This window comes from Streptomyces sp. NPDC005925 (genome assembly GCF_040638805.1).
Lineage (GTDB): Bacteria > Actinomycetota > Actinomycetes > Streptomycetales > Streptomycetaceae > Streptomyces.
This window is the reverse complement of record NZ_JBEXVL010000032.1, coordinates 38,623-63,325: the sequence shown is the minus strand read 5'-3', so window position 1 is coordinate 63,325 and position 24,703 is coordinate 38,623. Positions and strand designations below refer to the sequence as shown.

Here is a 24,703-nt window from a genome sequence, read left to right as displayed (position 1 = left end):
ACTGGCCACCCGCTACAAGGCCGGACTCCACCTCGCGGCACTCATCCTCTGGCTCCGCGAACCCGCCCAAGATCGTTTGTCAGACAGTGCCTAGCCGGTCCGGTCGTCCGGGAGGGCCGCCTCGTCCTCCACGATGTGCACGGCGGCCTCCTCCGCGCCCGCCGCGCCCCCGTCGACGCCCACGTCGTCGGCGACGGTCTCCTTCGTGGTGTCCGGGTGCGCGCCCTCGTCGGGGGCCACCAGACGGCCCGCGCGTTCCGTGCCCGCCTCGGAGTCGACCGGTTCGCCCTCCCCGCCGGCCACATCGCCCACGCCGTCCCCGTCGGCTCCGCCGGTCTCCTCGGGCCGCTCCTGGGCGAGCCGCTGGTCCAGGGTCTCGCCGGCGTGCTGCTCGGCGGCGGTGGTGCCGTACTTGGTCACGCCGAGGGGTTTCTCGGGCGGGGAGTAGCCCTCGTCCAGCGTGTCGTCGTAGGTCCGTTCGCCGACGGCGTCCTGCATGTCGAGGGGCGCGGCGTCCTCCTGCTCCTCGTTGGTCCCGGTGGGCTGGTACGCGTCGTCCGCCATCGGTTCCGTGCCCATGTGTGCCTCCCTGCGGCGCTGCGTCGACCCCGGTCGTCCAGTCATCCGGTCGTTCGGCCGCTCAGTGGGTCGTGCGGGGTGTCCTGATCCGCGTTTCCCGATGCGCGGGCCCTAACCTCGGCCGCCCCGGCCGTTGTGCACAGCGCGCAGGACCGTCACCGCCGGGTGGACGGCGCCACGTATGCCCACAGGCGCTCCAGCCGGTGCTCCGTCCAGTCACGGGCGTACCCGGCCGGGATGCCGCCGGGCACGGTGAGGTGGGCGACCGGGATGCGGCGTGCGGTGCTCCGGACCTCGGCGACGGTGGCGTTGCGATTGTTTCCGCTGGTCGCGGCCGAGGCGCAGCCGGAGTAGTGGCCGAGGGGGATGGCCTGGTGGCCGGTGAGCAGGCAGGGCGGGCGGACGCCGAGGCGGCGCAGGTCGGCGGCGGCGCGGGTCCAGGCCTCGCGGTCGGCGGTGTTGCGGCCGACGGTCTGCGCGAGGACGACGTACTGCACGGCCAGATGCCCGGCCAGGCCCGCCGCGACCAGCGCCACGGCCGCCGTACGCCACCGTCCGCGCACCACGGTGACCAGGTGCCGCAGCGCGTCCGCGACCGCGAGAGCCAGCAGCGCGTAGGCGGACAGCAGGAAGCGGGGCGCCGCGAAGCCGATCATGAAGAGGTACGGGAAGGCGGCGGTGCCGGCGCAGGCCAGCGGGACAGCCGTGCGCCCGGCGCGCCCGGCGCGGATCGCGACGGCCAGCCCGAGGAGGGCGAGGACGGGCAGCGCGAACCACCACAGGGACACCGCCGGGTGCGGCAGCGGGCCGGTGCACGGGCGGCACAGCGCCCGGCCGCCGAGACCGCGCATCTGGTCGCCGACGGCGACGTGCCAGCCGAGGCCGCCCTCGGCGCGGGAGGCCTCGGCGAGGCGTTCGGTGAGGCCGCCGAAGGAGACGTAGGCCTCGATCACCCACTCGGCGGCCCCGGCCGCGAGACCCGCGAGGAGCACGAGCAGGGTCCGCCAGTGACGGGCGGCGGCGGCGAGGACGAGCAGCGGGAGCGTCACCCACACCGCGTCCATGGGCCGCATCAGCGCCATGAGCAACGCGCCGCCGGCGACACCCCACAGCGCGGCGCGGTCGGTGCGTCCGGAGCGGGCGCGCAGGAAGGACCCGACGCAGATCAGCGCGCCGAAGGCGACCCAGAGGTTCGGCATGGCCTGCGGTCCGTAGAAGAGGGTCACCCACAGGGTGGCGAACAACGCGCCCGCGGCGGCCGGTACGCGCGTCGGAAACAGCCCTCGCCAGACGCGCAGAGCGAGGCCGAGCGCGATGCCGGAGAGCACGGCGAGGCAGACGCGCAGCAGTGGAGTGGACGTCGACCAGGACGCGACGGGTGCGACGAGCAGCGTGACGCCGCGCGAGCGCGGGGCGCTGAAGAACGCGTCCGGCGCGTCGGGGGTGACCTGGCTGACGTACACGGTCTCGTCCCAGCCGAGGCCCAGACCGGGTCGCACGAGGATCAGCTGGGCCGCCGTGAACAGACCGGCCACCAGCGTGATCAGGCGGGTGCCGGGATCCCGGCGGGGCCCGCCGGGACCGGCCGCCGGTGCGCGGCCCCGCGCGTTCACCACGATGGCGTCGGTCCCGTCGGCCATCGCCCACCCCATTGCCGTCCGCGCGAGTTCTCGAGTCTTGGGAGAAGTACAGGCGATCGTCGTGCGCATCGCCGTGAACCCGACGTGGTGTGCCGGGCGCGTCGCGTGAGATTCGGCCAGGTGCCGGACGGTCCGCCCGGCCACCGCCCTGGGCGTTCCGGTGCCGGCGCCCGGGTGACACACTCGGCGGGTGCCGCTGACCTTCGACGATCTCCTGAGCCGGGCCCGTGCCCTGCCCCGCGCCGGGCGGCGCGCCGTCCTCGGTGTCACGGGCAGCCCCGGCGCGGGCAAGACGACGCTCGCCGGGCATCTGGTGCGGGCGCTGAACGGGGACGGCGGTCCCGGCGGTCCCTGGGTCGCGCACGTCCCCATGGACGGCTTCCACCTGGCGGACACCGAACTGGACCGGCTCGGCCGCCGCGACCGCAAAGGCGCCCCCGACACCTTCGACGCGGCCGGGTACGCGGCGCTGCTGCGGCGGCTGCGCGAGGAGCCGTACGACGAGGTGGTGTACGCGCCCGGCTTCGAGCGCGTGCTGGAGCAGCCGGTCGCGGGCGCCGTGCCGGTGCCGCCGACGGCCCGGCTGGTCGTGACGGAGGGCAACTACCTGCTGCTGGACGACGGCGCCTGGACGCGGGTGCGGGCGCAACTGGACGAGGTGTGGTTCTGCGAACTGGACGAGGCGGAGCGCGTACGGCGGCTGGTGGCCCGGCACGAGGAGTTCGGCAAGTCCCACGACGAGGCGGTGGCCTGGGCGCTGGGCACCGACCAGCGCAACGCCGAGCGGGTCGCCGCGACCCGGGACCGTGCCGACCTGGTCATACCCCCGGCCGCGCTGCCGTGTCCTGACGCCCGCGGCTGAGAGAGTGCCGGTACCGGTGCCTGTGCGGTGCCTGCCGGTGCCTGCCCATGGCCGTGCGGGTGCCGGTGCCCCTGCCGGCCGGGTGACGGTCTCGGTGCCGGGTGCCGGTGCCCCTGGCCGGGTGCCGGTACCGGTACCGGTACCGGGGTGAACGCCGGTCAGTCCCGGGCCGTATCCCTCGGCGCGTGCGACGGAAGGCGACGGACGGCGATGACGGCGAGCACAGGGGTGAGCGGGGAGCGGGCGCCGACGGCCGGACCGGCGGCGCCGCCCGCCGGGCCGTGCCGCGCACGCCGACGAGGGTGGGTGCCGCTCCTCGTAACCCTCCTGCTCACCCAGATGGCCGCCGTCATGGTGTGGACGGCCGTTCGGCAGACGCCCACGATCGACGAGCCCGTGTACGTCGGGACGGCGGTCGTCCAGCTGCGCGAGCACAGCCTCCGTTTCAACCCCGAGCACCCGCCGCTGGGCAAACTGGTCGTCGGAGTGGGCGCGCTGCTCGCCGGCCCCCGTCTCGAACCGGGGTTCAGGGGCGATCAGGGCGTGCTGGGGCGGAGGCTGCTCTACGAGTCCGGCAACGACCCGTGGCGGCTGATGCTCTGGGCGCGGCTTCCGGTGATCGCCTTGACGCTGCTGTTCGGGCTGGTGGTGTACGCCTTCGCCCGAGAACTCGCCGGTACGGGCGCCGGGTTGGTGGCCCTCGCCCTGTACGTCTTCTCCCCCGACCTCGTCGCGCACGGCTCGCTGGCGACACTCGACGTACCGGCCGCCGGTTTCGTCCTGACGTCGGTGTGGCTGCTGTGGCGGGCACGGCACGGGCGCAGTTGGTGTCTGCCGCTGGCCGGGGTCGCACTCGGGGCGGCCCTGGCCACGAAGATGAGCACCCTCCCGGCGGTTCCGGTGCTGCTGGTGCCGGCCGCCCGGGCCGGACTGCGCGCGGTGTCGGGCGGCAACAGCCGGCGAGCCCGGGCACGGGCGTTCGCGTACGCCGGTGTCGTGGCGGTGGCCGCCGTCGCCGTCGTATGGGCCGCGTATCTGCTGGTCGACCCGCGGTTGCGCTGGGCGCCGCGGCAGCCCGTGCCCGATGTCGCCGGGCTGCGGGGGCTGCTGGTGCAGCTCCTGCCGTTCCCGGAGCCCTACCGGGACGGGATGCGTGTCCAGTTCGGTCTGGAGGACGCGTCCTGGCAGGGCTTCCTGTTCGGCCGGCTCTACACCGGGTCCCGCTGGTACTACATGCCCGCCGCGCTGCTGGTGAAGACGCCGCTCGGCGCGCTCGCCCTGTGGGCGGCGGGTACGGTCGCGGTGGTGGCGGTACGGCGACTGCGCCCCGCGGCCCCGTACCTGCTCGCGGCGCCCGCGGTACTGCTGGCGGCGGCCATGCTGGGCACGCGCAACCTCGGCACCCGCTACGCCCTCTTCCTGCCGATGTTCCTGGCGGTGGCGGCGGGCTGTGTCCTCGTGACCGCCGCGCACCGCCACCGGCCGGCGGTGCCGTCGGCGACCGGGGCACGGGCGGTACCGGTGGTGACCGGGGCACGGGCGGTACCGGTGGTGACCGGGGCGCTGGTGGCGTTCGCCGCGGTGAGTTCGCTGCGGACGTTTCCCTTCTACCTGCCGTACTCCAATGAGGCGTTCGGCGGACCGGCGAAGACGCGGCTGCGGCTGCACGACTCCAACGTGGACTGGGGCCAGGACCTCGGACGGCTCGCCGAGCGGCTGCGCGAGCACCACAGGGGCGAACACGTCTGGCTCGTCTACAAGGGCAGCGGAGTGCCGTCCTTCTACGGCATCCACGCGTCCGACCCCAGGAAAATGCCCGCCCGCCAGGTGCGCGGGCTGCTGGTCGTGTCGGACTCGGCCGCCGCCAGGGCGACGGGACGGCTGGCCGCGTTGATCGCGAGCAGCCGCCCGGTCGGAGACGTCGGGCACTCGATCACGATCTACCGTCGCTGACGCCCGCCGCCGGTCACGCATTCGTCAATGGCCACGAATACACCGCCGGTGACGGCCGGTCAGGCGCGGTCGAAGTCCGGGATGCCGTCCGCGCTGACGTGCGACATGACGGCACTGGTCACGCGGTAGCGGCCGTTGGGCACCTGCGCGGAGCGGGTGACGTGCACCGTGAGGGGTCCCGGCCAGGTGTATCCCCGCTGTTCGCCGTGGTGGGCCAGGCTGTCGGCGAGTGCCTGGCCCACCCCGCCGCCGCGTCGTACGAGTTCGTCGTGCACCGAGTGGTGGAGTTCGACGGCGTACACGTTCGGCGCCATGGTCCGGCCCTCCCCGCAGACCACGGCGTTGCTGTCGCACTCCTCGCGCAGGGCGTCGACGAGCTCGACGGGCTCCTTGTCCGTGAGGCGGGCCCAGAAGGCACCCCACCGGTCCTCCAGGGTCTGTTCCAGCGCGGTCAGCGCGCTCATGTGGTGATCTCCCGCCGTCGTCGTCCGCCACGACGGGCCGTGCCGCCCGTCCCGCCCGTGCCGCTTCCCGTCATGGTGCCCGTGCCGCTTCTCGTCATGGTGCCCGTGCCGCTTCTCGTCGTGGCCCCGCGCTTACTTCTCGTCATAGTCGTCTGGCCGTATCCGGGCTTCTTCCAGGGCCTCGCGCAGGGTCCGGCCGGTGGCACCCGGAGGGCGGTTCGCGTCCTCGTCGGACCGGGTGCCCGGCCGGTTCCGGCGGCTGTCCAGGACCTCGTGGGTGGTGTCGGTCTTCGCCCGGTTCTCCTCGGGGACCGTCATGACTGCGGCTCCTTCCGGCGTCGTGGGGATCTTCCTGCCCCGGGTTCCCGTCCGGCCCGCGACTATCCCCGGCTTCCGGCCGGCACTCCCGGACGGCGTGCGGGACGTTTGTGCCGATGACACGCCCGCCCGGGGAAGATTCGGTAGGGGCGGGCTGGTCATCGACCGGTGTGCGTGTGCGATGCTCAACCCGTGACGAGCGAGCCCACCAGCCCCATCGAGCCCGGTACCGCGCCGGACACGGTCGCGCTGGCCAAGGTGGTCGCCAGGCAGCGCGCCGAGATGGAACGGCTGCGCGACCTGGCGGCGACGTCGGCGCTTCTGGAACGGGCCGTGGGAGCGGTGATGGCCGCCGGCGGCCGCTCTCCGGAGGCCGCACGCGAGACGCTGACGCAACGGGCGAAGGAGGCCCGCCGGACGCTGCTGGAGGAGTGCTGGATCACCCTCGGTGGTCTGGTCCCGCCGCCGCCCGCGTCGCAGTCGTCCCGCTCCCCCGGCGTCGAGGCGCGTCCGCAGGGCACTGCGGCGTCCGGAGCCGACGTGGCGGGGAAGGCCGACTCCCCCGACGGCGTGGCCGGTGCTCTGGGGCGCCTCGGGCGGGCACTCGTCCGGGTCGGTGGCACGCAGGAGCTCGCGGAGTGCCTGCTGGAGCATCTCGCGCCGGACACCGGCGCCGACACGGTCGTGCTGTACGCCCGCAGGCCCTCCGGCGGGCTGGAACTCGTCGGGCACGCCGGTCTCACCGGCACGCTCGCCGACCAGTGGGGCCAGGTGCCGCCGCTGTCCGGTTTCCCGGCGTTCGACGCCCTGCGGGACCGCGAGCCGCGCTGGCTGGAGGGCACCGGGTCCCACGACACCGGGTCCGGGTCCGGTGACGGAGAGGTCCACCCGGCGCCGGTCGGGCCCGTGTCCTGGCGCCGCCGCTCCCAGGCCTGGCTGCCGGTACCGGGCGCAAACACCGACGACGTGTGCGTCGGCGTGCTCCGCCCGTACCCCGGCGCCTTCACACCCCGCGACCGCGAGCACCTGCGCGGCGCCGCCCTGCTGTGCTCCGGTCCGCTGCGTCTGTTCGGCCCCCGCCAGGAGGCCAATGGCGCCGGTGAGACGGCCGAGGCGTCCCTGCGGTCCGTGTTCGACGCGCTGCCGGTCGCGGCGCTGCTGCTCACGCCGCTGCGCTCGCCCGCGGGACGCGTCGAGGACTACCGCATCGACACCGCGACCCCGCAGGCCGGCGACATCATCGGCCGCGCACGCGACGAGCTGGCCGGGCGGCGCCTGCTGGAGTGCTGCCCCGCCATGGGCCGCGAGCCGGTCTGGCGCGGCTGCCTGAACACGCTGTCCACCGGCGAGCCCTACGAGGGCGACCCCTTCGCGCACCAGGAGGTGGTGGCGGGCGTCGCCGAGTTGTCCACCTACGCGGTCCGGGTGACGCGGCTGGACGGCCGGCTGATCGTCACCTGGCTCCGTCACGACGCCTCCGACCTGCAAGAACAGCGGCTGGCGGATCTGCAGCGGCTGGGCGGCCTCGGCTGGGCGAACTGGAACGTGGTCACGCAGGAGACCGCCTGGTCGTCCCAGGTCTTCAGGCTGTTCGGCCGGAAGACCTCGCACGGCCCGGTCCGTCTCACCGAGCTGCCCGGTCTCGCGCTGCCCGAGGACGCGCCGGCGCTGGCCCGCGCCGTGGAGGCGCTCCTGGACGAGGGCCGGCCGCTCGACCTTCCGGTCCGGGTCAGGGCGGCGGGCGCCGTACGGCATCTGCGCGTGGTCGCCGAGGCCGTCGAGGACCTGAGCGGCACGCCGGTCGAGGTGCACGGCGTGGTGCAGGACCTGACGGCGCGGCGCCGCGTGGAGCTGGCCCTGGTGGAGAGTGAGCGGGCCATCCTGTCCCAGCACGACGTGCTGCGCGCCGAGCGGACCCTCGCGGCCCGCCTCCAGCACGCGCTGCTGCCACTGCCGAAGCGGTCCACGCAGCTGGCGGGTCTGCACGTCGAAGTCGCCTATCTGCCCGCGCAGGCCGGGGTCAACGTCGGCGGTGACTGGTTCTCGGCGATCGAGCTGCCGGGCAACGAGGCCCTGTTCGTCGTCGGTGACGTCGCCGGACACGGCATCGACGCCGTCGCCACCATGGCCCAGCTGCGGTTCACCGCCAAGGGCATGGTCATCACGGGTTCCTCACTGACCGGCGCGCTCGCCCGGCTCAACCGGCTGCTGCTGCACTCCCGCGACTCGCACGGCACGGCCACCATGGTCCTGGCCCGCTACGATCCCGAGGGCCGCCGTCTGGTGTGGGCGCAGGCGGGTCACCTGCCGCCGCTGCTGCTGCGCGACGGCGAGGCGCGCTTCCTGGAGCGGCCGAGGGGTGTGCTGCTCGGGGCGAGCGCCACCCCGGTCTTCGACGAGGCCGAGTGCCTCCTTCGGCCGGGTGACCGTGTGCTGATGTTCACGGACGGCCTGGTCGAGCGCCCCGAGGAGCCGATAGACAAGGGTCTGGAGCGACTGGCCCATGTCGTGGCGAGACACGGCGACGCCACGGACTCGCCCCTGGAGCCGGTGCTCGCGGCGATGCTGGAGGAGGAGCGGCGGGACGACGTGTGTGTACTCGACATCCGGGTCCCGCACGACGACGCCACCGGGTAGCGCTCACCGGCCCTGCCCCGGCACCCTCAGCCGGCCGGGTGGCCGGGCGCGATGTCCGCGGCGCCCGCCAGACGCAGCAGCGGGCCCTCGCCGGACTCCCGCCCGCCCCACTCGACCGGGTCGAGGACGAAGCCGACGTGGTCGCCGCCCCCGGCGCGCAGCACCACCCGGCCGACGAACCACGCCGCGGCGTCCTGAAGTACGACGGCCCCGCCGTGGCCCTCCCGCAGACGGACGCGGGCGAGTTTGTCCTCCCGGTCGCCGGTGTGTCCGCCGAACAGCTCGGCCAGTTCGCGCTGTTCGCGGGTGAGGAGGTGGACGGCCAGCACCTCGGCGGAACGGGCCACGCGGTAGGTGTGATTGACCTCGGACAGCCACACCACGAACCGCACGGGATCAAGGGAGCACTGCGAGGCGAAACCGACCAGGCAGCCGCCGCGCTCGCCGCCCGCCGTCGCCGTGACCACGCACAGGTCGGGATCGAGCCGCCGCGTGAACGCGTCCATGTCCGCCATGCCTGCCGTCACCGTCCCCACTCCCGCCCGGTCTCTTCCGGACACCGGGTTCCCCGTTCCCCGCCGTAATCCCCCGCGGGAGCGGGCCAGTTCAGTGCGCGGCGAGGAAACGGTGCAGGGAGGCGGTCAGCGCGGCCACGAAGTCGTCCCGCCCGGTGTCGTCGAGGGCGTCCAGCGACAGGTAGGGGTTGAGGTCCTCCAGTTCGACCAGCAGCAGCTCACCGCCGGGTGCCCGGCAGGCGTCGACACGCTGGACGCCGTGGCCTACGGTGTTCCAGTCGATGAAGCGGCGAGCGAACTCCAGGTCCCGCACGGTGGGTTCGTAGGGCTTCAGCTCCCAGCGCCGGCCGGGGTCGGGCGCGTACAGGGCGTACTGGAAGTCGTGGTCGACGAAGCAGAACGAGACCTCGTACGCGAAGTGGACGCGCGGCTGGACGAGTACGTCGCCGGTCGCCTCTTCGCGCACCGCTGTGCTCATTTCGTCGCGCACGCGGTCGGCGGGCACCACCCGCAGGCCCATGGAGTCGGCGCCCAGTCTGGGCTTGACGACGTACTCGTCGGCCGCGGGCAGCCGGTGCAGGTCCTCGGCCCGGTCGACGGTGGGGATGACGGGGAACCCCGCGGCGGTGAGGTCGAGCAGGTACTGCTTGCCCGCCATGTCGGCGCGCCCGGTGAGCTGGTTGTACACACGCGTGCCGCGCTCTGCCGCACGCGCGCGGAACGCCTCGTACGCCTCCCGGTGCTCGAGCAGGGGCGCGCTGTTGCGTATGACGACCGCGTCGAAGGCGTCCATGAGGGCGGCGGCGTCGCGGGGGTGGCACAGGGCGAGGTCGAAGGCCCGGCGCAGGCGGGCGGTGAGGAAGATGTCCTCGTCGCAGTAGCGGCGCCCGCGGGCCGGATAGGCCAGGTCGGTGACGTACAGGAGGCGGGGGCGGGCGGGCGGCATGGAGGGCTCCTCGGCGGTGACTGGGGAGGATCGTATGCGACCCGTTCGGCCACCACCGCCAGGAAGGCACTCAGTTCCCTCCAGTCACAGCACTGAGTGCCATCGGGGTGGGGCGGGTGCTACGTTCCGGTCATGAGCTCCAGCAGTGCGGCGCCCCGCCGCGGTGAGAAGGCGGAGGCGGCGGCCGCGAAGCCGCCCATGCGGGACGCGCTGGTCGCGGCGGCTTTCCAGCTGTTCCCGGAGCGCGGCTACGAACAGACCACGGTCGAGGACATCGTGACGCTCGCCGGTGTGGGGCGGCGGTCGTTCTTCCGTTACTTCCCCTCCAAGGAGGACGTGGTCTTCCCCGACCACGAGCGGTGCCTGGCGGACATGACGGCGTTCCTCGCCGCGGGTGGCCCCGAGGACGAGCCGGTGTCGCGGGTGTGCGAGGCGGCCCGGCTCGTGCTGGGCATGTACTCCGAGAACCCGTCCTTCTCCGTGCAGCGCTACCGCCTCACCAAGAAGGTGCCGGGGCTGCGCGCGTACGAGCTGTCGGTGGTGTGGCGCTACGAGCGCGCCCTGGCCGAGTATCTGCGCGGGCGGTTCGCGGGCCGGCGGGACGGCACGCTCCAGGCGGATGTGATCGCGGCGGCGGTGGTCGCCGCGCACAACAACGCCCTGCGGTCCTGGCTGCGTTCGGACGGCAGGGGCGACGCGAGTGCCGCGTTCGACCACGCGGTGGGGTACGTGCGGTCCACGTTCGGCAGCGGTCCGGCCGCGCCGCCGCAGGCCGGGCCGCCCACCCCGCCGGCCACCGGGGAAGGCCCCGCGGCCGGGCGGTGCGAACACGGGCCGCACGAGGACGGACGACGCGAGGACGGCCCGCACGAGGACGTGGTGGTCGTGGTGTCCCGGCGTGGGGCGCCGCTGTGGCGGATCGTGCAGGAGATCGAGACCACGCTCGACAGGACCTGAGCGGACCCCGGGCGGCCTGTCCGCGGGGCGGCCGGGCCGGACACAGCCGTGACACCCCATAAAGGGGTACGCAGTGCCTTTACTCATGACACTCGGTGCCATACCTTGGTGCTGTGTGCGGTGGCACGGTGCACCGGGCATGCGCGTGCCCGGTCGTCCGCGCACGCGGGATTCCGGCCGAGTGCAGGGAGTTGACAGCGTGTACCACCACTCAGGAAGCGCCGCTCAGCAGGCAGCCGGCTCCGCCACGGGCGTCCTCGCGCCCGAGTCCCGGGACACGTCCCCCGGGAGGGCCCCCGACCGGTCTGCGGAGAGGTCCTCGGACAAGGACGTGATCCTCTTTCAGCGCTGCGGCTGGTGCGGCACCGCCATGTACCACCGGCTGCTGTGTCCGGTGTGCCGGGGCAGCGATCTGCGCACGGAGCGCAGCGAGGGCACGGGCACGGTCCGCCACGCCACGGTGGTGCACCGCAACTCCCCCGGCGCGCGCAATGTGTCGCTGATCGAGATGGCCGAGGGCTTCGTCGTACGGGGCCGGGTGATGGGCCCGCCCATCGGCGTCCACAGCGGTGACCGGGTACGGCTGTCCACCGTGAAGGATCCGGTACGGGGCGAACCGGTCTTCCAGCTCGTGGACGAGCCGTACCGCGCCTGGACCTGAGAGGTCCGGGAGGGTCCGCCGCGCGCCGGCCGGCCGGGCGTGAACCGTCGGCCGTCACGTGGCCGGCGGTCAGCCCGTCAGGGTGACGCGGATGCCGACGGTGCCCGCCACTCCGCGGCGCAGCCTGCTGCCGAGCAGGGTGAGGCGGCCCATCAGACCGTACTTGCGGGCGATGAGCCGGCGGTAGCGGGCGACCGTGGCGTCGTCGACGACCTCGGCGGTGGCCGGAAGCTGCTCGCCGGTCGGGTTGCCCCGCAGGTCACAGGGACCGGCGAGGACGTCGGCGCGGGCCCTGATCCGCTTCACCTTCCACGAGTCGGCGGCCGTCCACACACCGAGCGAATCACCGTCGCGCACCACCCAGACGGGCGTGGCGACCGGGGTGCCGTTCTTGCGGTGGCTGGTGAGGAGCAGGTACTTCCCGGCAGCGAGCCGGTCGAGCGTCGCGTCGTCCATGCCGGCAGTCTAGGCAGCGGGTCGTGGAGACGGCCCGCGCTCACCGCTCCCGTCCGGTCGACAGGGCCGCGGCCATCCGCCGTATCGCTTCGCTGAGGATCCCGGGCGACGTCGCGAGGTTCAGACGTACGTGGCCGGCGCCCCCGGTGCCGAAGGGCAGGCCGGAGTTCAGCGCCACCCGGCCGCGCCGCAGGAACACGTCGGCCGGGTCGTCGCCGAGGCCGAGGGCGCGGCAGTCCAGCCAGGCGAGATAGGTGGCCTCGCCGGGACGATGGCCGATGGCGGGCAGATGCTCGGCCAGCAGCTCGGTGAGCAGCCGCCGGTTGGCGTCGAGACCGGCCAGCAGCGCGTCCAGCCACGCGGTGCCGTCCCGCAGGGCCACCGTGTGGGCGAGGATGCCGAGGTGGCTCGGGCCGTGGCTCACCTCCTCGGGCAGCCGGGCCAGGTCGGCGGCGGCACCGGCTCCCCCGACGGCGAGCGCGGCCTTCAGGCCGGCCAGGTTCCACGCCTTGGACGCCGACATCAGCGACAGGCCCCGTTCCGCGCCCGGCACACTCAGATACGGCACGAAGCCGTCGCCGGACGTGACGAGCGGGGCGTGGATCTCGTCGACGACGACGCGGACGCCGTACCGCTCGGCAAGGCCGGCGACGGCGGCCAGCTCGGCGGCCGTGTGCACGGTGCCGGTCGGGTTGTGCGGGCTGCACAGCAGGTACGCCGCCCGGCGGCCCCCGGCGACGGCCCGCGTGAAGGCGTCCTCCAGTGCGGCGGGGTCGAGGCGGGCGTCGGCGCCGAGCGGGGCCTCCACGACCGTGCGGTCCATGTGCTCCACGAACTGGTAGAACGGCGGATACACCGGCGGGTTGACCACGACCCGGTCCCCGGGCCCGGTGACCAGCTTCAGCATCTCCACCACGCCGAGCATCACGTCGGCCACGATCGCCGTGCGTTCCACGGCGAGGCCGTCCCAGCCCCAGCGCTTCGCCGCGAACCCGGCCAGGGCCTCGGCGTAGGCGGTCCCGGCCGGGTACCCGGTGTCGCCGAGCGCGAGGGCGTCCGTGACGGCGCGGACCACGGGTTCGGCGAGCGGCACGTCCATCTCGGCCACCCACAGCGGCAGCACGTCCTCCGGATAGGTACGCCACTTCATGCTCGTGCGGCGTCGGAGGTCGTCCAGGGTGAGGGCACTCAGCGGATTCGTTTCACCGGGCTCGCCGGGCGTCTCGTGCGGGGTCCTGGTCATGGGGCACAAGATAGAGGGCGTCCGGGGCGGTGGCACGGCCTCGCGCACACGGGACGCCGGGCGGGGTGCGCATCGCGCCAGTGGAGAAGCGCGCACCGCACGGAGCGGGCCCGGACGCAGACCGCCACCATTCGGCCCCGGACAGGAGGAACCGGCCTGTCGCCGGAAGCCGGCGCGTGGTTCCACGAGGCCGTTTGCCCCTGCATGTCACCACTTGGGCCGTCGCCGTGACCGGGGTGCCGTCGGCCGGGCCGTGTCCGGCAGTCGCTGGTCGAGCGCCTCGGCGCCCCCTGCCCCCCGCACGGCCCGTAACCGGCAGTACCGGAGCGCCGGACCGCGCACGCGCAGGACGGCCGTGGGGTGCACGGCGCGGGCGGGTACGAGAGGGGCGGCCGGGTGGGCGAGCGAAAGCGCGCCCACCCGGCCGGGGACTGTGACGGCCGGGTACGGGACGTGTTCCGACGGCAGTCCGCCGGAGAAGCCGACGACGCCGTGGCGGGCGGCCTGGGCCAGTGCGAGGGGGGGGCACCCATCGGGTGAGGGGTGCCCCGGGACGAGGATGCGATACGAGGGCGGCTGGACGGGGCCCGTCAGGCCGCCGACACCCGCTGGGGGGCCGCGGCGGCCCATTCCAGAACGAGGCGCTGGTACTCCTCGCGCTGTTCGACGCTCAGTGTCCCGCCCGACCGGAGCCACAGGGCCCGGATCTCCTCGTTGACCTCGGCCGCCGACCGCTCGCGGGAGGGTTCAACAGTGGTGGACATGCTGTGAAGCATACGGCCCGCGAGGTGAAGACGTTGTGAGCAAGCGCACGCGAAGCGGACATATCGGAACGTGTTGCTGCTCACGTCCCCCGAACCGCCCCGAGGCATCATCTCACCTCACCGACCGGAGAGTTCAGCGTCACGTACCCGGCTTGCGGCCGTACACGTAGACGTCGTCGCCGTTCCTCAGCAGCGACCAGTACTTCTTGGCGTGGGTGGTGGTCATGTTGACGCAGCCGTGCGAGCCGGGCGGGTTCCACATGCTGAGGCTCGCCTGGTGGAAGGCCTGCCCGCCGTCGAAGAACTGGCTGTACGGCATCGGCACGTCGTAGATGGTGGAGACGTGGTTGATGTGGCGCCAGTAGATCCTCGTCAGGCCGGTACGGGTCTCGTAGCCGTTGCGTCCGGTGCGGACCGGGACGGGGCCGTACACGAGCTTGCGGCCGTCCTGGATCCAGCTGAGCTGGAGCGTGAGGTTCACACAGGCGATGCGGCCCTTGTTCACCGGGCACTTTCCGGCCTTGTTGGGGGTCTTGCCGACGGCCTTCTGCTTGAGCATCAGGTCCATCACGCCCCAGGTGATGGGTCCGGCATAGCCGATGTTGGGCCGGATGCCGTGCTTGCTCTGGAATGCCTGGATGGCCCTGCAGTCGGCACCGGACTGCCTTCCGTCCACCGGCCGACCCAGGAACTTCTCCGCCTTCTTCTGGTACGGGCCGGCGGTCGTGGTGCAGCTCGCGGCCTGCGCCGGCGCCGCACCGAGCGCGAGCGTGAACGGTGTCACCAGTGCGGTCACTCCGAGAGCGACAACTCCTCGTTTACGTATGTCCCGCATGCTCGGCCATCCCTTTCGCCCGGAATGTTCGCAGGGTCCGCCTGCGACGTCTGACCACTAGACAGCCGAACGGCGTGAACGGTTGCGGTGCGATCCGGACGGAATGAAACGGTGACCTTACGCACCGTCAGCGCCGTGGCCCCCGGTACGTCCGTCGGCGCTCCCCTCCGCGCGTCCCTCGGCCCGCGCGGCGGCCGTACGGAATCCCGTGTTCACGGCGGTGAGTCCGCCGTCCACGCACAGCGAGGTGCCGGTGATCCAGGCCGCGTCGCGGGAGGCGAGGAAGGCGACGGCGGCGGCGATGTCCTCGGGTGCGCCGACCCGGCCGAGCGGATACAGCTCGCGGACCGCCTCCAGTTGCGCCTCGCGTCCCTCCCACGCGGTGGTGCGCACCGTGCCCGGCAGGACCAGGTTGACGCGGACGCCCCGCGGGGCGGCGTGCCCGGCGAGGGTGCGGGTGAGGGAGGCGAGGCCCGCCTTGGCGGCGCTGTAGGCGTGGTTGCCGAAGTCCTGCACCGCGTTGACCGAGCCGATGCTCACGACGGCGCCGCGCCCGGAGGCGGCCAGGTGCGGGAGGGCGGCACGACAGCAGCGGTACGCCCCGGTCAGGCTGAGGTCGAGATCGCGCGCCCAGGTCTCGTCGGACTCGTCCTCGAAGCGCGGGGCGTCGGGGGTGCAGCCGTAGGCGTTGTTGACCAGGACGTCGAGTGTGCCGAAGGCCTCGACGGCGCGCGCGACGGCCGCCTCGACGGAGACCCGGTCGGCCACGTCGCAGCGGAACGCCTCGACGGTGAGGCCCTTTTCGCGCAGCGCGTCCGCGGTCCCCCGGGCCGCGTCCAGATCCACGTCGGTCACCAGGACCCGCGCGCCCTCCTCGGCGAACCGCCGTGCGGTGGCGGCCCCGATCCCGCGGGCGGCGCCCGTGACGAGAACTCCGTGGCCCGTAAAGCGTGTGGTGTCGGTCATGGGCAGACCGTACTGTCCGTACTCCCCCGTGGCCGGCCAGGGTCCGCGATCGTGACCGGCCGGGGCGTGGCGTGTGATCCCGCGGAGCGGTCAGCGGTAGCCGGCCGTGTCCGCCGGGCGGCCCGGGTCCTGGACCTCCACGAGGTAGCGCCAGGCGTCGGGGCGGCTGCCGTCGAGGTCCGTGAAGCCGTACTCCTTCGCGAGGCCCCCGCTGGACAGGGAGCTGCCGTTCCTGCGAGCCACGTCCGGGTCGGCGGCGAGGGCGGTGACGGCGCGGCCGACATAGTGCGGGGTCTCGGAGATGGCGAAGTGGGGTTCGCGGTCGAGGGCGTCGCGCCAGTTGTCCTCCCGCACCCCGAAGTTGTCCAGCATGATCTCCGAGCGCAGCCAGCCCGGGGTGAGCGCGACGGCGGTGGCACCGCGCGGGCCGAGCTCGTGCGCGAGGGCGAAGGCCATGCGCAGGACGGACGCCTTGGCGAGGTCGTAGAAGAGGTTCACGCGGTAGGTGTCGCGGTTGTAGTCGGCGGTGCCGTCGGTGACTTCGACGACGAGGCCGCCGGGGTTGCGCAGCAGCAGGGGCAGGGCGTGGTGGCTGGTGACGGCGTGCGTGTCGACCGCGAGGCGGAGCAGCCGCAGCCCCTTGTCGAGGTCGTGCTCCCAGACGGGGGTGTCCCACTGGAAGAGGTGCTCGCCGCCCCAGATGTCGTTGACGAGGACGTCGAGCCGGCCCTTCTCGTCCGCGATCCGGTCCACGAGGGCGCGGACCTGCGCGGGGTCGAGGTGGTCGGTGGGTACGGCGATGCCGTGGCCGCCGGCCGCGGTGACGAGGTCGGCGGTGTCCTCGATGGTCTCGGGGCGGTCGTACTCGGAGCGCCGTTCGCGCGTGGTGCGGCCGGTCACGTACACCGTGGCGCCGGCCGCGCCGAGTTCGACCGCGATCCCCCGTCCCGCGCCGCGTGTCGCCCCGGCGACCAGCGCGACCTTGCCCTTCAACGGCTGTGACGGTGACATTGGCTGTGGTTGTGGCTGTGGCATGTCCGACCTTCCGTGACCCCGGTGACCTGTGCCGTGCGTGTCGTGTCGAGAGTGACGGGTAAGCCGGACATCTTCTGTCGCCTTTTCCGGGCGGATCACCCGGCCGGTGGTGTCAGTGCCCCCGGTCGATCCACTCCTGCAGGTGCGGTGCCTCGGCGCCGACCGTGGTCGCGTCGCCGTGACCGGTGAGGACCTTCGTGCCGGGCGGCAGGGTGAGCAGCCGGTCGCGGATGGAGTCGATGATGGCCGGGAAGTGGGAGTAGGAGCGGCCGGTGGCGCCGGGGCCGCCGCGGAAGAGAGTGTCGCCGGTGAACACGGCGCCCAGGCCCGGGTCGTACAGGCAGACCGCGCCGGGCGCGTGACCGGGGGTGTGCAGCACGGTCAGGTCGGCGCCGGCGGCCTCGATGACCTGCCCGTCGGCCAGGTGGGCGTCGGGCAGGCGGTCCGGGTGGGTCAGCTTCCACAGCGGCAGGTCGTCGGGGTGCAGCCAGACGGTCGCTCCGGTGCGGTCGGCGAGGTCGGGCGCGGCGTTGACGTGGTCGTTGTGGGCGTGGGTGCAGACGATCGCGGTCAGGCGCCGGTCACCGACGGCCCGGAGGATCGCGTCGGCGTCGTGGGCGGCGTCGATGACGACGGCCTCGCGGTCGTCGCCGACGAGCCAGACGTTGTTGTCGACGTCCCAGGTACCGCCGTCGAGAGTGAACTGCCCGGAGGTGACGACGCGTTCGATGCGGGCGGCCATCACAGCACCACCACCGAACGCAGCACGTCACCGGCGTGCATCCGCTCGAAGGCCTGCTCCACCTCGTCCAGCCGGATCGTCTCGGTGACGAACGCGCCGAGGTCCAGGCGGCCCTGGAGGTGCAGGTCGATCAGCATGGGGAAGTCCCGGGAGGGCAGGCAGTCCCCGTACCAGGACGACTTCAGCGCGCCGCCGCGTCCGAAGACGTCCAGCAGTGGCAGCTCCAGTTTCATCTCCGGCGTGGGCACACCCACCAGCACCACCGTGCCGGCGAGGTCGCGGGCGTAGAACGCCTGACGGTAGGTCTCCGGGCGGCCGACCGCCTCGATCACCACGTCCGCGCCGAAGCCGCCGGTGAGTTCGCGGATGGCCTCGACCGGGTCCGTCGTACGGGAGTTGACGGTGTGCGTGGCGCCCATCGCGCGGGCCGTCTCCAGCTTGCGGTCGTCGATGTCCACGGCGATGATCCGGGCCGCGCCCGCCAGCCGGGAACCGGCGACGGCCGCGTCACCGACACCCCCGCAGCCGATGACGGCCACCGTGTCGCCCCGGCCGACCCCACCGGTGTTGACGGCCGCGCCGATGCCCGCCATGACGCCGCAGCCCAGCAGCCCCGCCACCTCCGGCGCGACGGCCGGATCGACCTTCGTGCACTGCCCCGCGGCGACCAGGGTCTTCTCGGCGAACGCCCCGATGCCCAGCGCCGGGGACAGCTCCTGCCCCGTCGAGGCGAGCGTCATCCGCTGCCGCGCGTTGTGCGTGTCGAAGCAGTACCAGGGCCGGCCGCGCAGACAGGCCCGGCACGTCCCGCAGACGGCACGCCAGTTGAGGATCACGAAGTCGCCGGGCGCGACGCCGGTGACGTCCTCCCCGGCCGACTCCACCACGCCCGCCGCCTCGTGACCGAGCAGGAAGGGGAAGTCGTCGCCGATGCCGCCCTGCTTGTAGTGCAGGTCCGTGTGGCACACCCCGCACGCCTGGACGCGGACCACCACCTCGCCGGGCCCCGGATCGGGCACCACGACGGTCTCCACACGGACCGGCTCGTCCCTGCCCGGTGCGATCACACCGCGTACTTCCTGCGCCATGGCGAGGCCCCTTTCGTCGCTGAATCGGTCCAGGTGAGCCTACGCGTGACCGCGTGGTAACGGTACGTACCGGGACGGGCGCCGGGCACTCCCCCGACCTGGGAATTCCGGGGCCCGGCGGGCGTGCGCCGACGTAGCCTGAGCACTCCCCCGCCACCTTCCCGAGGAGAGCCGTGAGCACAGCACAGCCGGAGACCGTCACGCCCGCCTGGCGGCTGCTCCTCGGCTACGTCGCACCCCACCGCCGGGCCCTGCTGGCGGGTGCCCTGCTGTCGCTGGCCACGGGGGCGACCGGGCTCGCGCTGCCGCTGGTCGCGCGGGAGCTGATCGGCGACCTGTCCCGGGACCGGGCCATCACCGGGGCGCTGCTGCTCATGTCGGTCCTGGTGGTCGCCAACGCGGGGCTGGGCGCGCTGGGTTCGTACGTGCTGCGGCGCACGGCGGAGTCGGTGGTGCTCGGTGCGCGGCGCGCCCTGTCGTCGTATCTGCTGCGGCTGCGGGTGGCGGCGGTGGACCGCACGGAGCCGGGCGACCTGATGTCCCGCATCACCTCCGACACCACCCTGCTCCGCGAGGTCACCACCGACTCGCTGGTGGGCCTGGGCACGGGCGGGCTCACCCTGGTGGCGACCGTCGTCATGATGGGTCTGGTGGAGCCGGTGCTGCTGGGGGTGACGCTGGCGGTGATCCTGCTGGCGGGCACCGTCCTCGGGGTGATCGTGCCGCGCATCCACCGGGCGAGCCGGCAGGCGCAGGACGCGGTCGGCGTGATGGGCGCCTCCCTGGAACGGATCCTGGGCGCGCTGCGCACGGTGAAGGCGTCGGGTGCCGAGGACCGCGAGGAGCGCACCCTGCACGAGGCGGCCGAGGAGTCGTGGCGGCAGAGCGTGCGCGCCGCCAAGTGGTCGGCGGCGGCGGGCAACACGGCGGGGCTCGCGATGCAGTGCGCGTTCATCACGGTGCTCGCGGTGGGCGGCGCGCGGGTCGCGACGGGCGCCACCGACGTGGCCACGCTGGTGGCGTTCCTGCTGTACGTGTTCTATCTGATGTCGCCGATCCAGCAGGTCGTGGGCGCGATCACGCAGTACCAGTCCGGTTCCGCGGCGCTGGCCCGCATCCAGGAGGCGCTGCGGCTGCCCGCCGAACCGGCCGCCCGTCCCGCCCCGCTGCCCGCTCCGGGCGCCGAGCCCGCGTCGGTCGCCTTCACCGACGTCCGCTTCCGGTACGCCGACGATCTGCCGTACGTCCATCACGGCGTGACGTTCGACGTGCCGGCGCGCGGCATGACCGCGTTCGTGGGCCCGTCCGGCGCGGGCAAGACCACCGTGTTCTCGCTGGTCGAGCGGTTCTACGACCCTGACTCGGGCGTGATCGCGCTGGACGGGCGGAGCGTCACCGACTGGGAGCTGCCCGAACTGCGGGCCGCCATCGGCTACGTGGAACAGGACGCGCCCGTCCTGTCGGGTTCTCTGAAGGACAACCTGCTGCTGGGCAATCCGGACGCGGACGAGGACGATGTCACGCGCGTCGTGAAGACGACCCGGCTGGACGGGCTGGTCGCACGGCTGCCCAAGGGTCTCGACACGCTCGTCGGCCACCGCGGCACGCGGCTGTCGGGCGGGGAGCGGCAGCGGGTCGCCATCGCCCGCGCCCTGCTGCGCCGGCCCCGCCTGCTGCTGCTCGACGAGGCCACCTCGCAGCTGGACGCGGTGAACGAGGCGGCGCTGCGGGACACCGTCGCCGACGTGGCCCGTACGACGACGGTGCTGGTCGTGGCGCACCGGCTGTCCACGGTGACGATGGCCGACCGGATCGTCGTCCTGGACGCGGGCCGGGTCCGCGCCGTCGGCACGCACGCCGAACTGGTGGCCGCGGACCCGCTGTACGCGGAGCTGGCGGCGACGCAGTTCCTGGCGGCGACGGCGGGCTGACGGGCGGGACCGGGTCAGCCCGCCGTCGTGCCGGCCGCCGCGTCGGCCGCGTTCGCCCTCGGCGCGGCGCGGCCGGCGACACAGACGGCGACACAGACGGCGAGACCGTCCGGTGAGACCGTCCGGTGAGACCGACGGCGGCGGCGACACGTCGTGGGGAGATCACGCCTGCGGCAACAGCGGCGGACGGCCCCCGGACACGGGCCCGTGGGCTCTCGCCCGAGAGGCGGAGTCGTGCGGCTGCGCTTGCCGAGCCCGCGGAGGCGGAGGAGGCTCGTAGACGGGGCTTCGGCGGCCCGGAACCGTCGGGCCGCGGTCCACCGAGGAGGTCACCATGGGCACCACGGCCCGCCCCGCCTTCGACACCGAAGCGCTGCGCCGGGGCATCGAGGAACACACCACGGCGACCCTCGCGTCGCTCTACGCCGACAACGCCGAGATACGCATCGTCGACCACAACACCCGGCCCAGCACTCCCAAGGTCCTGCACGGCCGCGACGAGATCACCATGATGCTCGACGACGTGTACGGCCGGGACATGACCCACAAGCTGGAGCAGTGCGTCGTCCAGGGCGACCAGGTCGCCTTCACCGAGTCGTGCCGGTACCCGGGCGGGGAGCGCGTGCTGGCCGAGTCGATGATGACGCTGCGGGACGGCAAGATCGTCGACCAGCTCATGATCCAGGCCTGGGACGAGTAGGACCTGCCCGGCGGATGCGCGTGGCGGCCCCGGCGCCCGCCACGCGATCCGCCGAAACGGGGTCCGGCCGCGGCGTGCAAAGCACCGCGTCTGACAGCCGCCTGTCACCAACGCCATGACCGAGTACACCTACTAGCGGCGCGGCACCCGGTGCAGTTCCACCTCGGTCAGGCGGCCCCCGGTGATCGTGGCGGTCATGTACGTGCAGTGCGGTTGGCGGCGGCGGTCGGTCGGGGAGCCGGGGTTCAGCAGGCGCAGGCCGGTGGGGGCCGTGGTGTCCCAGGGGATGTGGCTGTGGCCGAAGACGAGGACGTCGAGGCCGGGGAAGCGGGCGGCGCAGCGCGTCTCCCGCCCCGTGGCGGGGCCCGTCTCGTGGACGGTGCCGAAGTGCAGCCCGTCCAGTTCGGTGTACGCGATCTCGGGGAGCCGGGCGCGCAGCCCGGGCCCGTCGTTGTTGCCGTACACGCCGACCAGCCTGCGGCAGCGGCTCTCCAGCAGGTCGAGGGTGGCCGTGTCGACCCAGTCCCCGGCGTGGAACACGACGTCGGCGTGCGGGAGCTCGGCCAGGAGCCGCGGGGGCAGTTCCTTGGCGCGCTTGGGCAGGTGGGTGTCCGACATGAGCAGCAGGCGCACGGGGTCAGCGTAGGGGCCGCGGGCACCCGTCCGTGGGAGGCGCTCGTTCTAGCGTGCGGTGCGAGGGCGACACGGGTGACGAAATAGGTGTCAACCCCCGTGATCCATAAGGAGAGGGCCCGTTGGGGTTAGCATCAGGCCATCCCGCCATATCCGTATGTTTTGGCCAAGCTACTCAGGGGGGCCCGAAGCCCGATGCCGGTCAAGGTCAGTGTCGTCGTCCCGGTGTTCGATCCGGGGATCTACATCGAGGACTGCATCGCCTCACTGCAGCGGCAGTCCATGCCGCCCGACGAGTACGAGGTGATCTTCGTCGACGACGGCTCCACCGACGGCACCCCCGCCCGGCTCGACGCGCTCGCCGCCGAGGACTCCCGGATGCGGGTCATCCACCAGGAGAATTCCGGCTGGTCGGGCAAGCCTCGCAACGTCGGGATCGACGCCGCACGGGGCGAGTTCGTGATGTTCGTCGACAACGACGACTATCTCGGCGACGAGGCCCTGGAGCGGATGTACGCGTACGGCGTCGCCCACGGTGCCGATGTGATCGTCGGCAAGATGGCCGGGCGGGGGCGCGGCGTCCCGGTGGAGCTGTTCCGCCGCAACCACCCGCGCGCCACCGTCGAGAACGCGCCACTGATCGACAGTCTGACCCCACACAAGATGATCCGCCGCGCGTTCCTGGAACGCACCGGTCTGCGGTTCCCGGAGGGCAGGCGGCGCCTGGAGGACCACGTCTTCGTCACCGAGGCGTATCTGCGCGCGGCCAACGTCTCGGTGCTCAGCGACTACGTCTGCTACTACCACCTCAAGCGGGAGGACGGCTCCAACGCGGGCTTCGAACGGTTCGACCCGGTCGGCTACTTCAAGAACCTCCGTGAGGCCCTCGACGTCGTCGAGCGGTACACCGAGCCGGGCGCGGTGCGCGACCGGCTGTTCCGGCGCTGGCTGCGCGTGGAGATGGTCGAGCGGCTGCGCGCCCGGCGGTTCCTGAAGCTGCCCGACGACTACCGCCGGGAGCTGTTCCGGGAGATCCACCAGGTCGTCGTGGAGCGCTTCGGGCCGGGTGTCGCCGTCGGACTCCAGCCGACGCAGCAGGTGGTCGCGGCCCTGACCGCCGCGGACCGGTACGACGACGTGGTGGCCTTCGCCGAGTGGGAGGCCACCGTCAAGCCGCTGACTCAGCCCGGCACGATCGAGTGGCGGGGCGGCGTCCTGCACGTCGCGTTCACCGCCGAGTACGCCTGCGGGCGTGAGCCGATGACGTTCCCGGCGCAGCCGGAGACCACCGCGCTGGAGGACACGCCGAAGGACGTCGCGCACGCCATCGCGTGGGTGGGCGCCCAGACCGCCGCCCGGTTCCGGCAGGCCACCGCCGACCTGTTGCTGAAGGAACGCTCCAGTGCCGCCCAGTACTTCCAGCCCGTGCGGTTCACCCACGAGTCCGTGCCCGCCGGTGAGGACGGCCGGGTGCGGCTGCTGATGCGGGTGACGGCGGCGGTGGACCCGGCGGCGCTGCCCGACGACGGGGTCTGGGACGCGGTCGCCCGGGTGAAGTTCGGCGGCTGGACGAAGGAGGTCCGGCTGGGGCCCGTGTCCCGCGCGGCCGGTGCCGGGACCGCCGCCGGTCCGGTGGCCGTCGTCGGTGGCCGTGCCGTCCGGCCGTACTGGACGGAACCGCACCGCAATCTGTCGATGGACGTGGGCGCGGGCGGCACCTGGCTCGGCCTGAACGGGGCGCGGGCCGGTGTGACGGACGGCCGGCTGCGGGTCACGGTCCCGCTGCACGTGCCCGCCGCCACGGAGGTGCCGCTGCTGCTCGCCTGCGCCGCGCGCTCGGTCGAGGTGCCGGCCACGCTCGTTCCCGCCGAGGGCGGGGCGGTGATCGAGGCCGGGTTGCCGGCGGATGCGCTGCCCGACGGGGCGTTGTGGCGGGTCGCGGTGTGTCTCGCCCCGGGCGCCACCGAGCGGCGTTTCCACCGGCTGCCGCTCGGTGTGCGCTCCGGCCCCGGCGGGATGGCGGTGGTCGCGGCTCCCCGCCCCCGCCTCCTCGTGCGGCTGACGCGCCGGGTACGGCGGGTGCTGGGCGCCGCGCGCACGACCGCCGGCCGTCTCGGGGCCGTACGGGCTTCCGCCGTACGGGCTTCCGGTGCGGGGAGGGCGTGACGTGCGGCCGCTGGAGATCGAGGGTGCCTGGGTCCTGGAGCCGAAGGTGTTCCCCGACGGCCGGGGCAGCTTCCACGAGTGGTACCGGGGCGAGGAGTTCCGCGAGGCGACGGGCTACGACCTGGGGTTGACGCAGGCCAACTGCTCGGTGTCCCGCCGGGGCGTGCTGCGCGGCGTGCACTTCGCGGACGTGCCGCCCGGCCAGGCCAAGTACGTGACGTGTGTGCGCGGGGCCGTGCTGGACGTCGTGGTCGACGTCCGGGTCGGCTCGCCGGGCTTCGGCCGGTGGGAGGCCGTGCGGCTGGACGACGACACGCGGCACGCGGTGTTCCTCGCGGAGGGCCTCGGGCACGCGTTCCTCGCGCTCACCGACGACGCCACCGTGGTCTACCTGTGCTCCACCGGCTACGCGCCCGAGCGGGAGCACGGACTGCATCCGCTGGATCCGGAGCTGGGCATCGAGTGGCCCGCGGGGATCACCCCTGTGCTGTCCCCGAAGGACGACGCGGCGCCGACACTCGCCGAGGCCGGGCGCTGCGGACTGCTGCCCTCGTACGAGGCCTGCCGCACGTGGTACGCGCACCTGCGCGGCAGGCCTCCCGAGGGCTGAGG

The 24,703-nt window shown here is 73.4% G+C and carries 24 protein-coding genes; 9 read left to right on the top strand and 15 right to left on the bottom strand.

All coding sequences use genetic code 11. The annotated features are described in order from the left end of the window. Nucleotides 1–90: 90 nt before the first annotated feature. Both ABZ354_RS25725 and ABZ354_RS25720 read right to left on the bottom strand, forming a co-directional pair. A complete protein-coding gene (locus ABZ354_RS25725) occupies nt 91–579 on the bottom strand; it encodes a DUF5709 domain-containing protein (protein WP_358660566.1) in 489 nt (162 codons plus the stop codon). A gap of 155 nt (nt 580–734) precedes the next feature. Continuing rightward, nucleotides 735–2,219 (bottom strand): hypothetical protein, encoded by a 1,485-nt coding sequence (locus tag ABZ354_RS25720; protein WP_358660564.1) that lies wholly within the window; start codon nt 2,217–2,219, stop codon nt 735–737. 190 nt (nt 2,220–2,409) lie between these two features. On the opposite strand from ABZ354_RS25720, the gene ABZ354_RS25715 reads away from it, so the two are divergent. Beyond that, nucleotides 2,410–3,081 (top strand): nucleoside/nucleotide kinase family protein, encoded by a 672-nt coding sequence (locus ABZ354_RS25715; RefSeq protein WP_358660562.1) that lies wholly within the window; start codon nt 2,410–2,412, stop codon nt 3,079–3,081. A 339-nt stretch (nt 3,082–3,420) separates the two neighbouring features. After that, entirely contained in the window at nt 3,421–5,034 is a 1,614-nt protein-coding gene (locus tag ABZ354_RS25710; RefSeq protein ID WP_358660576.1) for a phospholipid carrier-dependent glycosyltransferase, read from the top strand. Between the two features lie 59 nt (nt 5,035–5,093). On the opposite strand, the gene ABZ354_RS25705 is transcribed toward ABZ354_RS25710, so the two are convergent. Together ABZ354_RS25705 and ABZ354_RS25700 are read right to left on the bottom strand one after the other, a co-directional pair. Beyond that, nucleotides 5,094–5,498 carry a DUF3662 domain-containing protein gene (locus ABZ354_RS25705; protein ID WP_358660561.1) on the bottom strand — a complete coding sequence of 135 codons (405 nt, stop codon included), beginning with the start codon at nt 5,496–5,498 and terminating at the stop codon, nt 5,094–5,096. A gap of 132 nt (nt 5,499–5,630) precedes the next feature. Then, nucleotides 5,631–5,816 (bottom strand): hypothetical protein, encoded by a 186-nt coding sequence (locus ABZ354_RS25700; protein ID WP_358660559.1) that lies wholly within the window; start codon nt 5,814–5,816, stop codon nt 5,631–5,633. 282 nt (nt 5,817–6,098) lie between these two features. Here ABZ354_RS25700 and ABZ354_RS25695 point away from each other — a divergent pair, with 282 nt between their 5' ends. Next, entirely contained in the window at nt 6,099–8,453 is a 2,355-nt protein-coding gene (locus tag ABZ354_RS25695; RefSeq protein WP_358660574.1) for a SpoIIE family protein phosphatase, read from the top strand. Nucleotides 8,454–8,479: 26 nt separating this feature from the next. Here the strand turns inward: ABZ354_RS25695 and ABZ354_RS25690 are convergent, their stop codons facing one another. Further along, the gene (locus tag ABZ354_RS25690) at nt 8,480–8,968 is read right to left on the bottom strand and encodes a flavin reductase family protein (protein ID WP_358660572.1); all 489 of its coding nucleotides are present in this window, start codon (nt 8,966–8,968) and stop codon (nt 8,480–8,482) included. Between the two features lie 91 nt (nt 8,969–9,059). Continuing rightward, nucleotides 9,060–9,914: a hypothetical protein gene (locus tag ABZ354_RS25685; RefSeq protein ID WP_358660557.1), complete on the bottom strand. Its 855-nt coding sequence runs from the start codon at nt 9,912–9,914 to the stop codon at nt 9,060–9,062. A 132-nt stretch (nt 9,915–10,046) separates the two neighbouring features. Here ABZ354_RS25685 and ABZ354_RS25680 point away from each other — a divergent pair, with 132 nt between their 5' ends. Then, on the top strand, nt 10,047–10,871 hold the full coding sequence (locus ABZ354_RS25680) for a TetR family transcriptional regulator (RefSeq protein ID WP_358660555.1): 825 nt from the start codon (nt 10,047–10,049) through the stop codon (nt 10,869–10,871). Nucleotides 10,872–11,070: 199 nt separating this feature from the next. Next, a complete protein-coding gene (locus ABZ354_RS25675) occupies nt 11,071–11,532 on the top strand; it encodes a zinc ribbon domain-containing protein (RefSeq protein ID WP_358660553.1) in 462 nt (153 codons plus the stop codon). 69 nt (nt 11,533–11,601) lie between these two features. Here ABZ354_RS25675 and ABZ354_RS25670 read toward each other — a convergent pair whose 3' ends face one another. From ABZ354_RS25670 to ABZ354_RS25635, 8 genes are all read right to left on the bottom strand, one after another. Next, nucleotides 11,602–11,988, bottom strand: a complete 387-nt coding sequence (locus ABZ354_RS25670) for a PPOX class F420-dependent oxidoreductase (protein ID WP_358660551.1) — start codon at nt 11,986–11,988, stop codon at nt 11,602–11,604. Between the two features lie 40 nt (nt 11,989–12,028). Next, the gene (locus ABZ354_RS25665; protein WP_358660549.1) at nt 12,029–13,231 is read right to left on the bottom strand and encodes an aminotransferase class I/II-fold pyridoxal phosphate-dependent enzyme; all 1,203 of its coding nucleotides are present in this window, start codon (nt 13,229–13,231) and stop codon (nt 12,029–12,031) included. Nucleotides 13,232–13,821: 590 nt separating this feature from the next. Next, the gene (locus ABZ354_RS25660; RefSeq protein WP_358660547.1) at nt 13,822–14,007 is read right to left on the bottom strand and encodes a hypothetical protein; all 186 of its coding nucleotides are present in this window, start codon (nt 14,005–14,007) and stop codon (nt 13,822–13,824) included. Between the two features lie 127 nt (nt 14,008–14,134). Continuing rightward, nucleotides 14,135–14,830 carry a L,D-transpeptidase gene (locus tag ABZ354_RS25655; RefSeq protein WP_358660545.1) on the bottom strand — a complete coding sequence of 232 codons (696 nt, stop codon included), beginning with the start codon at nt 14,828–14,830 and terminating at the stop codon, nt 14,135–14,137. 117 nt (nt 14,831–14,947) lie between these two features. Continuing rightward, nucleotides 14,948–15,796 (bottom strand): SDR family NAD(P)-dependent oxidoreductase, encoded by an 849-nt coding sequence (locus ABZ354_RS25650; protein WP_358660543.1) that lies wholly within the window; start codon nt 15,794–15,796, stop codon nt 14,948–14,950. Between the two features lie 90 nt (nt 15,797–15,886). Continuing rightward, a complete protein-coding gene (locus tag ABZ354_RS25645; RefSeq protein WP_358660541.1) occupies nt 15,887–16,807 on the bottom strand; it encodes an SDR family oxidoreductase in 921 nt (306 codons plus the stop codon). Between the two features lie 136 nt (nt 16,808–16,943). Further along, a complete protein-coding gene (locus ABZ354_RS25640; protein ID WP_358660539.1) occupies nt 16,944–17,573 on the bottom strand; it encodes an MBL fold metallo-hydrolase in 630 nt (209 codons plus the stop codon). Next, complete coding sequence (locus tag ABZ354_RS25635; RefSeq protein WP_358660537.1) at nt 17,573–18,661, bottom strand: S-(hydroxymethyl)mycothiol dehydrogenase; 1,089 nt, start codon at nt 18,659–18,661, stop codon at nt 17,573–17,575. Before ABZ354_RS25635 ends, ABZ354_RS25640 begins: the two co-directional genes overlap by 1 nt. A 173-nt stretch (nt 18,662–18,834) precedes the next feature. Between ABZ354_RS25635 and ABZ354_RS25630 the strand changes: the two genes are divergently transcribed. Together ABZ354_RS25630 and ABZ354_RS25625 are read left to right on the top strand one after the other, a co-directional pair. Next, complete coding sequence (locus ABZ354_RS25630) at nt 18,835–20,592, top strand: ABC transporter ATP-binding protein (RefSeq protein ID WP_358660535.1); 1,758 nt, start codon at nt 18,835–18,837, stop codon at nt 20,590–20,592. Nucleotides 20,593–20,926: 334 nt separating this feature from the next. Further along, nucleotides 20,927–21,292, top strand: coding sequence for a nuclear transport factor 2 family protein (locus tag ABZ354_RS25625; RefSeq protein WP_358660533.1), 366 nt, complete (start codon nt 20,927–20,929; stop codon nt 21,290–21,292). A 132-nt stretch (nt 21,293–21,424) separates the two neighbouring features. Here ABZ354_RS25625 and ABZ354_RS25620 read toward each other — a convergent pair whose 3' ends face one another. Beyond that, on the bottom strand, nt 21,425–21,925 hold the full coding sequence (locus ABZ354_RS25620; protein WP_358660531.1) for a metallophosphoesterase: 501 nt from the start codon (nt 21,923–21,925) through the stop codon (nt 21,425–21,427). Nucleotides 21,926–22,120: 195 nt separating this feature from the next. Between ABZ354_RS25620 and ABZ354_RS25615 the strand changes: the two genes are divergently transcribed. Continuing rightward, the gene (locus ABZ354_RS25615) at nt 22,121–24,091 is read left to right on the top strand and encodes a glycosyltransferase family 2 protein (RefSeq protein ID WP_358660529.1); all 1,971 of its coding nucleotides are present in this window, start codon (nt 22,121–22,123) and stop codon (nt 24,089–24,091) included. 1 nt (nt 24,092) lies between these two features. Then, nucleotides 24,093–24,701, top strand: a complete 609-nt coding sequence (gene rfbC / locus ABZ354_RS25610; RefSeq protein WP_358660527.1) for a dTDP-4-dehydrorhamnose 3,5-epimerase — start codon at nt 24,093–24,095, stop codon at nt 24,699–24,701. The last annotated feature ends 2 nt before the right edge of the window (nt 24,702–24,703 follow it).

Excerpts from the sequence above, each read along its gene's own strand:
- ABZ354_RS25725 (WP_358660566.1), bottom strand. The coding sequence starts at position 579 with ATGGGCACGGAACCGATGGCGGACGACGCGTACCAGCCCACCGGGACC.
- ABZ354_RS25720 (WP_358660564.1), bottom strand. The coding sequence starts at position 2,219 with ATGGCCGACGGGACCGACGCCATCGTGGTGAACGCGCGGGGCCGCGCA.
- ABZ354_RS25710 (WP_358660576.1), top strand. The coding sequence starts at position 3,421 with ATGGCCGCCGTCATGGTGTGGACGGCCGTTCGGCAGACGCCCACGATC.
- ABZ354_RS25705 (WP_358660561.1), bottom strand. The coding sequence starts at position 5,498 with ATGAGCGCGCTGACCGCGCTGGAACAGACCCTGGAGGACCGGTGGGGT.
- ABZ354_RS25700 (WP_358660559.1), bottom strand. The coding sequence starts at position 5,816 with ATGACGGTCCCCGAGGAGAACCGGGCGAAGACCGACACCACCCACGAG.
- ABZ354_RS25695 (WP_358660574.1), top strand. The coding sequence starts at position 6,099 with ATGGAACGGCTGCGCGACCTGGCGGCGACGTCGGCGCTTCTGGAACGG.
- ABZ354_RS25690 (WP_358660572.1), bottom strand. The coding sequence starts at position 8,968 with ATGGCGGACATGGACGCGTTCACGCGGCGGCTCGATCCCGACCTGTGC.
- ABZ354_RS25685 (WP_358660557.1), bottom strand. The coding sequence starts at position 9,914 with ATGCCGCCCGCCCGCCCCCGCCTCCTGTACGTCACCGACCTGGCCTAT.
- ABZ354_RS25680 (WP_358660555.1), top strand. The coding sequence starts at position 10,047 with ATGAGCTCCAGCAGTGCGGCGCCCCGCCGCGGTGAGAAGGCGGAGGCG.
- ABZ354_RS25670 (WP_358660551.1), bottom strand. The coding sequence starts at position 11,988 with ATGGACGACGCGACGCTCGACCGGCTCGCTGCCGGGAAGTACCTGCTC.
- ABZ354_RS25665 (WP_358660549.1), bottom strand. The coding sequence starts at position 13,231 with ATGACCAGGACCCCGCACGAGACGCCCGGCGAGCCCGGTGAAACGAAT.
- ABZ354_RS25660 (WP_358660547.1), bottom strand. The coding sequence starts at position 14,007 with ATGCTTCACAGCATGTCCACCACTGTTGAACCCTCCCGCGAGCGGTCG.
- ABZ354_RS25655 (WP_358660545.1), bottom strand. The coding sequence starts at position 14,830 with ATGCGGGACATACGTAAACGAGGAGTTGTCGCTCTCGGAGTGACCGCA.
- ABZ354_RS25650 (WP_358660543.1), bottom strand. The coding sequence starts at position 15,796 with ATGACCGACACCACACGCTTTACGGGCCACGGAGTTCTCGTCACGGGC.
- ABZ354_RS25645 (WP_358660541.1), bottom strand. The coding sequence starts at position 16,807 with ATGTCACCGTCACAGCCGTTGAAGGGCAAGGTCGCGCTGGTCGCCGGG.
- ABZ354_RS25640 (WP_358660539.1), bottom strand. The coding sequence starts at position 17,573 with ATGGCCGCCCGCATCGAACGCGTCGTCACCTCCGGGCAGTTCACTCTC.
- ABZ354_RS25635 (WP_358660537.1), bottom strand. The coding sequence starts at position 18,661 with ATGGCGCAGGAAGTACGCGGTGTGATCGCACCGGGCAGGGACGAGCCG.
- ABZ354_RS25625 (WP_358660533.1), top strand. The coding sequence starts at position 20,927 with ATGGGCACCACGGCCCGCCCCGCCTTCGACACCGAAGCGCTGCGCCGG.
- ABZ354_RS25615 (WP_358660529.1), top strand. The coding sequence starts at position 22,121 with ATGCCGGTCAAGGTCAGTGTCGTCGTCCCGGTGTTCGATCCGGGGATC.